Source organism: Acidovorax sp. SUPP1855, assembly GCF_030158955.1.
Taxonomy (GTDB): domain Bacteria; phylum Pseudomonadota; class Gammaproteobacteria; order Burkholderiales; family Burkholderiaceae_C; genus Paracidovorax.
The window spans coordinates 1-9051 of record NZ_BQXI01000064.1; the positions used below are offsets into that span (position 1 = coordinate 1).

The following is a 9051-nucleotide window of genomic DNA, read 5'->3' on the forward strand; positions in this document are numbered from 1 at the left end:
CCGGGCCTGCAAGGCCCCTCATGCACCCAGGCGCAGACCGCTGCTGGGCCTCATCACGCTCAAACGGCTACTGGCGCCCACTCCTCCCTATTCGGATTCGTCAAACATGGGGTTGTGAGAGGCTCCCTGATGACTCCAGTGCGCGCTATGCCGGCGGCGCCGGCTCTGGTGGTGAAATGGATCAGATTCTTCGGCAGCGCCGCGAAGCCATACCCTGCCGTCCCAAGCGTCAGGGCTGTGGTGGGTGCAATGTCTGGGGTCCACAGAACGGCCAGGGCGCCAGGCACATGCGCCAGTGGGGCAAGCGGGCTCTTCGAGTTCACGGCGATATCTGCCCAGTACTGAGCGGCACTGTCTCCGGCCAGCGTTGATGCCCGATAGAGTTGCTGGAGCTTGAGGATCACCCTGTTCATCGCGCCCGGATCGGAAACCTCGACAGGTTTACTGCACCCATCGGGCAAGCAAACCAATTTTTGTTCGGTCATAGAGCCTTATGGGTTTCATCGGCAGCGGACCATCGGCTGGTGTGGACTCGCGTACCTCCCTTTAAATGCCGCCGGATTGGGCATTCTTGGGCTTGCGTGAAACTGACGATGGTCCATCGAAATTGTGTGTAATCGCAGATGCATCGGCTCAGGTTCATAGATTTCGCTCAGGCACCTGCCAGAGTGGTCAGAGCACCGGACCTGCGTTGATCAAGCTCTGGCGATTTGCGCCGCTTTGGCCTCGCTCACATACGTGGTGTTGGCCGTGTCCCCTAAGTCGGGCGTCTTCGGTCCGGTGTTGATGGCCTCCTTGATCGCATCCTGCGCCTGTCCTCCCATTGCGTCAAAAAGTCCAGCATCAGCGCGCCCGACCAGATCATGGCGATGGGTTGGCGATGTTTTGGCCGTAGATGTCCGGCGCCGAGCCGTGCACGGCTCGAACAGGCCGGGTGATGTGCGCTCGGCATTGAGGTTGGCCGATGGTGCTGGTCGTCGCGGGCTCCAAGATCACTGAGGATGGCGCCGGACGGCGCCGTCCCATCGAAGCGCCCGAGTCGCAGCCTGAAGCGTGCTTGGTGCCGCTTCGGGCATGGCCTTTCCGCAACAAAGCCCCTTATGTGCGCCACCGCACATAACGTCTAACGCGTTGTCCATATACTTTTTGAAACACATCCCGGCGAACAAGTCAAAAATATGTCCCGTGTGCCACTGCAGCCACTGCAACCTGACGAAGTCTCCAGCAACGGAATACTCCATGCGATGGCCGCAGACGACCTGCAGCGGTGGCTGCCCCTCATCGATGTGCTGGAGCTTCCGCTGGGGCAGGTGCTGTACGAGTCCGGTGCGGCGGTGCGGCACATCTACTTTCCGGCCACCGCCATCGTGTCGCTGCTATATGTGATGGAGGACGGCTCCTCCGCGGAGATCGCCGTCGTGGGGCGGGAAGGCGTGGTGGGCATTTCCCTCTTCATGGGGGGCGGGTCGCTCCTGAGCCGGGCCGTGGTGCAGAGCGCCGGCCGGGCGTTTCGCATCCGGGCCGATCGCATCCGCGGCGACGTGGCCAATCCGGCCATCCTGCCGCTGCTGCTGCGCTACATCCAGGCACTCATCACGCAGATGTCGCAGACCGCGGTCTGCAATCGCCACCACATGCTGGACCAGCAACTGTGCCGCTGGCTGCTGCTCAGCCTGGACCGGCTGGAGGGCAGCACGCTCGTCATGACGCAGGAACTGATCGCGGGCATGCTGGGCGTGCGGCGCGAAGGCGTGACGGAAGCGGCCATGAAGCTGCAGAAGGCCGGGCTGATCCGCTACTCGCGCGGGCGCATCGAGGTGCTGGACCGACCCGCGCTGGAGCAGCGCTCGTGCGAGTGCTACGCCGTGGTCAAGCGCGAGTACGACCGGCTGTTGCCGCCCTCGCACAGCCTCTGAGCGGTTCGTTGCGGGGCCACTCGTGCGGGCCGCGCGCCCGGCCGGGCGGTGCGCTGGCCTTGATCCTTTATCTGTCTCAGCGCATGGCGTTGGGCGATACGTCGCTCATGGCCCAGGAGTACAGGGCGACAAACACGAGCGCATCGAACACCGCGCCGAAGCAGATGTACAGCACCGGCATGTAGAGCACCGACAGGTGGTGCATGAGGAAGGCCTGCGCCATGACCTGGTGGGGGATGAGCAACGCGAAGAACGCCAGGATCGCCAGGGTGTTGCCCACCTTCGACAGCAGGCTTTCGTTCAGGATGTAGTAGCCCGCGCCCAGCATCACCGGCGTGGCGACCATCATCACGTAGCCGATGAACATCAGCTCTTCGCTGTGCCGGGAAATCGTGTACGGAAAATGCTGCGGGATGAACCAGAAGTAGGCCAGCGCGAACGCCTGCACCACGCCGATGATGCGCATCGGGTACTTGAGGGGCAGGCTGGCTTTGCGCATCCGCAGCGAGGCCAAGAGCAGCACCACCACCAGGCCCGCCGCGGCCGCCATGCCGGCCATGCCGGGCAGAGGGCGGTCGCTCGCGCCCGCAGTGAGCGCCATGCCGTTCGAGCCCACGCGGCCGTCGATCAGCAACCGCCGCAAAGGTATGTCCAGGGCCTGCGACCAGAACACGATGACGTCTCGCCAGAAGTCGAACAGATCGCGCCGCCCCCACACCAACAGCGCACACAGCGCCGCGGGCAGCACGATGGCCTGAACCAGCAGGAAGGGCGTCACCTTCAGCGGGGTCATGGAACGGTGCGGGCGGCTGTGCACCTGCCTGCCGGTTTCGCGCAAGGCCTCGAAGGTGGCGGCGAAGGCGCGGCCGTGCGGATACGCGGCATCGGCCGGGATGGGGGTGGTTGTTGTCATGGCGTCTCTGCTCAGAAATCGTGGAACAGGCCGACGGTGGCGCCCGCCCGCCGGTACAGCGGGTTGCTGTAGCGGTTCACGGCCAGCAGCAGGCCGGTGTTCTGGCCGATCCAGTGCCGCCAGGCGATGCTGGCCTCGCGGCTGGTGAAGTTGACCAACTGCGTGGCGGGGCCGGTGGCCAGATAGCCTTCGCCCCCCCAGCCGACCCGCGCGGTCACCAGGTCGGCCTTGGCGCGGCCCCAGGTCAGGGCCACGAAGTGCTGGCGCGTGTTCACGCTGCCCGGGGCGCTTTCGTTGAAGCGCACACCACCCTCGACGATCCAGGGCGCCTCGAAGTAGTAGGTGGCCCCCAGCAGCACGCTGCGGTCGGAGTGCCCGTCCGGCGCCCTGTAGTAGCCCGCGCCCAGGGTTCCCACCAGCCGGCGGTCGGCCAGGAACTTGCGGTTCAGCGTGGCGTCCACGCGGTACTTGGGCAGGTAGAACGCACCGTCGCCAGCGCCGAGGGTCACCGAGCCGTACCAGTCTTCGTCGAAACGGTATGTATCGCCCACGCCCAGGTAGGTACCGCCCACGCCGAAGCGCCGGTGCGAAGACAGCTCGCCCTGCAGCACGTGGCCGGGCAGGCTCCATCCGCCGGTGAGCGTCATGTCGCGCCAGTTGCCGTAGGGCCCGCTCAGGTGCTGCGTTCCCGCGCTGAGCTGCAGGCTGCGGGTGCGCTCTTCGACGGGTGCGGGCGGCGCGGGGATGATCAGGTCCTGGCCTGTGGCGGGCGCCTGGGCCAGGCCGGGCGCGGGCGCGCACAGGGCAAGCAGCCAGAGAAAGTGAAGGGCCGGGTGGCGTTGCATGCGGGGGGCTCCAATGGGGCGGTCGGGTCGGCTAGCGGCAGGCGGCCGCGGGAGGGGCGGCGCCCACCCCCTTGCTGGCCAGGATCTGGAAGGACACTTCGTCGGTGACCGCCCAGCGGGCCGAATGCCGCAGCGGGGCGCTGTGGCGCACCCAGCAGCGGGCGGTGTCCGGGTCGTTGCGGCGCAGCGCCAGCACGGCGATGATTCCCCACGGGTAGTCAGTCTGGCCCTGGGCCAGCCACTCGCTTCGGTGCCGGCGCATCCAGTCGCGGTAATGGGTGTCGGCCGAGTCAGGCAGCAGGGGAAAGCCCACCATCAGCGGAAACAGCTGGGCCACGTGGTCCGGGTAGAAGGCCGCCGGCTGCGCGCGCTGCTCCATCTGCGTGGACACCAGGAAACGGCGGTTCACCGGGTCCCAGAACGTGTCGTGGATGGCCTGCGCCAGCCGCTCCGACGGCTCGGCGCCCGGGGCGCTCAGGGGCTCGCGCACGCGCAGCGACCAAACCTCCAGGTTGTCCATGAACAGCCCGTGCAGGTACACCGGCGACACCATGTAGATCCCACGCGAGGGCTGGTAGAGGTGGGCCAGCGCCGCCCGGCTGGTGGCCTGGCTCTTGCGCAAGGCGGGCGAGGCTTTCACGTGCGCCGGCATGGCCTGCAGCAGCCTGAGCCACATCGCAAGCAGCGAGTCGTCGGCATCGGCGGTCTTGCAGGCCTTCCACCCGCCGCCGTCATCGCGGCAGAAGCGGTCGAACGTGCCGTCGGGTTTTTGCTGCGGCACCAGCCAGTCCGCGAAGCGGACGGCCGGGCCCTGGATGTCCAGGCCGTTGTCGTGTGCGAGCAGCAGCGCCTGCAACGTGAAGTAGGGGTCGCTGGCCGCGCCGCCATGCAGGATGGTGATGGCGCCGCTGTCGCCGCCATACGCCTGCAGGTCCAGCGGTGTGGCAGCGCCCGCCCTGCTGGCGGTGCCCGCGGCGTAGGCGAAGGGCAGGGGCAACGCCATGGCCGCGATGGCGGCCAGGGCTTGCAGGGCGCGGGAGAGGCGGGTGTTCATGCCTGCTTCACCATGCCGATCTCGTGGGCCCAGAGCGTGCCGTGCACGACCGCGCCTTCCTCCGCCACGATGCAGCGCCCGCTCACGGTCGTCAACGCATCGGGCAGCCCGACCACGGTGCGCGCACCGAGCATCACATCGCCTTCGCACACCACCGGCCCCAGCGCCAGCGCACCGGGCAGCAGGTACGCGGACTGCTCGCAGGTGATGGCGCCGTGCACGACGGCCCCTTCGCCCAGCGTGATGCCGCCGCGCGCCTTGATGTCGCCGATCACGGTGGTGAAGGGGCTGATGGTGAGGAACCCCGTCACCACCAGGGAGCCACGGTAGATGGAGTGTTCCGCCAACGTGCAGTCGCCCCTCACCATGTACAGCTGCGGCGTGCGCTGGATGGCGTGCGCCAGCGTGGCATAGCTGGCCGTCTGCGGGGCTGGCGGCGTGGGGGTGGGCGGGGCCGTGGACGGCTGTCCCGTGCCCGGGCCTCCCAGTCGCACCACCGGCGCGTGGAGGCGCTCGAACCAGCAGGGGGCGGCCAGCTTCACCGCCGCGCCCGCGGACACGCGCCGAAGGGCCGTGCTGCCGGGGCCCAGGCGCAGTTCTCCGTCGGCATGGGCCCAATCGGCGATCTTGCTGCCGTCGCCCAGCTCCAGGTCGCGCGTGGCATAGAGGCTGGAGAACGCGCTGCCGGCACCCACGTGCATGCTGCCGTCCACGAACACGGGCTGGAACGCCAGGATGGCCGCGGGCGTCGTCACGTCGCCGCACGCCAGCAGCCGGGCTCGGGCGCTGGCCCATGCCGCGGGCGCGGCGTTGGGGGAGATGAGGTCGAAGGACTCGTACCCCGTGGACTCGCCCTGGCCCAGCCGGGCCTGCGCATCGGCGCGCAGCCGCCGGGCGAAGTGGTCGATATCGGCCGCATGGTCGGGTGGAACCAGCAGGGCGGCGCTGTCGGTCGGGCGCCGCCATTCGCGGATGGCCGGCACGAAAGGCAGCAAGAACAGTGCGGCGCAGGCCGTCGCGAAGGCCAGCAGCATGGGGTGGTATTCAGGCATTTTTGACCTCGTTGCGGTAACGCGCCGTCTTGTCCCACACCATTTCGCGCTTGAGCAGCGCGTCCAGCAGCAGGCTCCACACGGCGCCGGAGATGGCGAACAGGCTCACCATGAAGCCCAGCATGTTCAATGGCAGCAGCCGCAGGCGCCGGCGGTTGCCATCGATCAGCACCGCGATGACGATCTCGAAGAACGCGGCGAAGTTGCCCAGCGTACCGTAGACCATCAGCGCGAACACGGGGATCAGTTGCGACAGCAGCGACCCCGCGTTGAGGAAGTACAGCCCCAGCGCCAGGCACCAGCCGGCCAGCATGATGAGCGGGATCACGAAGACGAACAGCAGCAGCATCCCGTCCACGCGCTGGCCCAGCGTGAGGTAGGGGCTGGTGACGAATTTCCACCAGTGCCGCGCCAGCACCTGGTTGTGCCCCTTGGCCCAGCGCTTGACCTGCTTGATGCGCACGGGCCATTCCTCGGGCACTTCCTCGTAGCACTCCGAGCGGTTGGTGTACACGGTCTTCCAGCCGTTGAACATGAGCCGGAAGGTGATGTCGGTGTCCTCGGCCAGCGTGTCGTCGTGCCAGCCGCCCACGGCTTCCACGGCCGACATGCGCACGCCTCCCACCGTGCCGCCGTACTGCGGCATCAGGTTCATGTTCATCCGCGCTTGCTGGTCGACCTGGTAGCCGGCCGAGCGCTCCAGGTCCAGCAGCCGGGTCAGCAGGTTCGCACCGCTGTTGACGGGCACCACGCGGCCCATCACCGCACCCACTTCCGGATCGAAGAAGGGCGCCACCAGCTGCTTGAGCAGCCCGCGCCCGGGCACGTAGTCGGCATCGAAGATGATGGCGATGTCGCCCTCGGCAAAGCGCAGTGCGTCCTTGAGCGCCGCCGACTTGCCCGGCTTGCCGCTGGTGCGGTGAAAGGGAGCCAGCCGGGAGGGGAACCGTTCGTCGTAGCTGTTGATGATCTGCGCCGTCGCATCGCTGGAGCGATCGTTCACCGGAATGATCATCATGCGGTCGGCGGGGTAGTCGGTCTTGAGCAGCGCCTCGATGCAGCCGGCGATCACCTTCTCTTCGTTGTGCGCGGCAATGAACACGGTGATCATGGGCCACTGGGCCACCGCGATGTCCAGATAGGGATGGCGCTGTGTGCCGACGAGCCGGCTCATGGTGAACGCAAAGTGCCGGATGCCGTACAGCACCATGAACAGCACCACGAACATGAGCAGATAGGCCATCACGGCGGCGACCGGCTGCGCCGAGAAGGCGGGAAGAAGTCCGAGCGGATGCATGGTGTCAGGCCGCCAGGGGCAAGGGCATGGGTGCGGCGGGCACCAGATGGCTCGCCAGCACGGAGACGATGCGCTGGCAGGCCTGGCCGTCGCCGAAGGGGCTGTGCACCTGCGCCATCTGCCGGTGCGCGTGGGGGTCGCCCAGCAGCCGCGTCACGTGCGAGACGATGGCGTCGTACGACGGACCGATGAGCAGCGCACAACCGGCCTGCACGGCCTCGGGCCGCTCGGTTTCGTCACGCAGCACCAGCACGGGCACGCCGAAGGTCGGGGCCTCTTCCTGCAGCCCGCCCGAGTCCGTGAGCAGCAGCCAGGCATCGGCGAGCGCCTGCTGCATGTCCATGTAATCGAGCGGATCGCTCAACTGAATGTTGGCGATGCCACCCAGCAGCGCCTGCACCGGCTCGCGCACCACGGGGTTCTTGTGCACCGGAAACAGCACCTGCAGCCCGGGGTTCTGCCGCGCCAGATCGGCGATGGCCCGGCAGATGCCGCGCACGCCCTCGCCCCAGCTCTCGCGCCGGTGGAAGGTAACCAGCAGGTGTCCCCGGCCGGTGGTGCGACGCCGCACCCCGTGGTGCGTGCAGGTCCAGTGCTGCGCATCCACCACGGTGTTGCCCGTCACGTGGATGCGTTCGTCGGGAATGCCCTCCGACCGCAGCGCGGTGCGCGAGCGCGAGGTGGGCGGAAAGTGGAACCGCGCGAGCCGGCTGATCATCTGGCGCAGCCCTTCTTCGGGGAAGGGCCGCGCCAGGTTGTAGGTGCGCAACCCCGCCTCCACGTGGGCCACGGGCAGGCCACGATAGAAGCCCGCCAGCGCGCCGATGAAAGCGGACTCGGTATCGCCCTGCACGATGACCAGCGCGTAGTCTTTCGCCTGCAGCACCCCGTCGATCTGGCGGCGGCAGCCGGCGCTGAATTCCTGCAGGGTGCTGCCTTCGCGGTGGAGCACGATGTCCGGCCGGATGGTGAAGCAGTCCAGCATCTGGATGGCCATTTCATCGTGCTGGCCCGTGTGCAGCCAATGCACCCGGGCCCAGCTGAAGGCCCGCAGCGCGTGGTACAGAGGCGCCAGCTTGATGATCTCGGGGCGCGTGCCCGAGACGATGAGAATGTCCTGCATGGCTCGATCCTTTGCGGTGGTTGGAGTGAGAGAGGAAAGAGGAAGAAGCCAGGCGTCCCGGAGGGGCCGCAGTGTCGGCACACGCGCGCTGCAGTGAAATGGTCGGGGCCCACGCTCCATCGGTCCGCTCTCTTTCTGCACAGCACGGGCGATGGTGCGTGCGGGTTGGAGCGCGGTCTGTTCGCTGACCCACATAGCGTTGTAGGCCTGGGCCGCCATCGCCGTCTGGGTGAAAGAGGAGGGGGGTGTGCCGAAGGCGCGGTGTCGGAGCGCCTGCCCGGCACCGGTTCAGGGAGGGCTCAGGAAGTGAACGCGGGGTTGCGTTGGGCGCGGAGGGAGGGCCGCGCCATCGGCCTGGACGCGCCAGAACGTGCGGCTGTGCAAGGTCGCACACGGCCGCGTGCCATCGGGTGCATGTGCTGAATCAGCCGCTGTGTTGCCGGCGACTGCTGAGCATGGGCCGAAGCCAGGGCCGCTGGCAGGTCATGGCGCGGGAGCGGATTGCTGACGTGACTGGCATGCGGCGCGAAGGCGTGACCTCAGCGGCCATGAGGGCGCTCATCCATGCGCGCCTGGACGGCATCCGCCTCTGCCGTGGCAAGCGCCTGCCCGGCTGGCAGAGGCACAGAGGACCTGCGTGGAAAGAGGCGCTGGCAGCGCCCTCATCGAAGGCGTGCCGTGCGTGGATCAGCCCCGGGCGATTCGTGCCGCGATGGCCTCGCCCACCTGCGTGGTGTTGGCCGTGCCGCCCAAATCCGGCGTCTTCGGCCCGGTCTTGATGACCTCCTCGATCGCCGCCACGATGGCATCGTGCGCCTGCCGCCCTGCGCCCTGGCCTTGCGTCAAGAAGT

The 9051-nt window shown here is 67.8% G+C and carries 8 protein-coding genes and 2 pseudogenes; 1 reads left to right on the forward strand and 9 read right to left on the reverse strand.

Annotated elements, in window-relative coordinates:
- Positions 1–59: 59 nt before the first annotated feature.
- Complete coding sequence (locus AVMA1855_RS26090; RefSeq protein WP_284427943.1) at positions 60–485, reverse strand: hypothetical protein; 426 nt, start codon at positions 483–485, stop codon at positions 60–62.
- A 210-nt stretch (positions 486–695) separates the two neighbouring features.
- Positions 696–1057: pseudogene (locus AVMA1855_RS26095) on the reverse strand (isocitrate/isopropylmalate family dehydrogenase); the annotation flags it as partial.
- A gap of 187 nt (positions 1058–1244) precedes the next feature.
- On the opposite strand from AVMA1855_RS26095, the gene AVMA1855_RS26100 reads away from it, so the two are divergent.
- Positions 1245–1916, forward strand: a complete 672-nt coding sequence (locus AVMA1855_RS26100; protein ID WP_284427950.1) for a Crp/Fnr family transcriptional regulator — start codon at positions 1245–1247, stop codon at positions 1914–1916.
- 76 nt (positions 1917–1992) lie between these two features.
- On the opposite strand, the gene AVMA1855_RS26105 is transcribed toward AVMA1855_RS26100, so the two are convergent.
- From AVMA1855_RS26105 to AVMA1855_RS26135, 7 genes and pseudogenes are all read right to left on the reverse strand, one after another.
- The gene (locus AVMA1855_RS26105) at positions 1993–2829 is read right to left on the reverse strand and encodes a hypothetical protein (protein WP_284427944.1); all 837 of its coding nucleotides are present in this window, start codon (positions 2827–2829) and stop codon (positions 1993–1995) included.
- Between the two features lie 11 nt (positions 2830–2840).
- The gene (locus tag AVMA1855_RS26110) at positions 2841–3674 is read right to left on the reverse strand and encodes a YaiO family outer membrane beta-barrel protein (protein WP_284427945.1); all 834 of its coding nucleotides are present in this window, start codon (positions 3672–3674) and stop codon (positions 2841–2843) included.
- Positions 3675–3705: 31 nt separating this feature from the next.
- Positions 3706–4728, reverse strand: a complete 1023-nt coding sequence (locus AVMA1855_RS26115; RefSeq protein WP_284427946.1) for a hypothetical protein — start codon at positions 4726–4728, stop codon at positions 3706–3708.
- Entirely contained in the window at positions 4725–5780 is a 1056-nt protein-coding gene (locus AVMA1855_RS26120; RefSeq protein WP_284427947.1) for a bactofilin family protein, read from the reverse strand. The genes AVMA1855_RS26115 and AVMA1855_RS26120 overlap by 4 nt, the downstream gene beginning before the upstream one ends.
- The gene (locus tag AVMA1855_RS26125) at positions 5773–7077 is read right to left on the reverse strand and encodes a glycosyltransferase family 2 protein (protein ID WP_284427948.1); all 1305 of its coding nucleotides are present in this window, start codon (positions 7075–7077) and stop codon (positions 5773–5775) included. Before AVMA1855_RS26125 ends, AVMA1855_RS26120 begins: the two co-directional genes overlap by 8 nt.
- 4 nt (positions 7078–7081) lie before the next feature.
- Positions 7082–8200 carry a non-hydrolyzing UDP-N-acetylglucosamine 2-epimerase gene (gene wecB, locus AVMA1855_RS26130; RefSeq protein ID WP_284427949.1) on the reverse strand — a complete coding sequence of 373 codons (1119 nt, stop codon included), beginning with the start codon at positions 8198–8200 and terminating at the stop codon, positions 7082–7084.
- Between the two features lie 687 nt (positions 8201–8887).
- Positions 8888–9051: pseudogene (locus AVMA1855_RS26135) on the reverse strand (tartrate dehydrogenase); the annotation flags it as partial.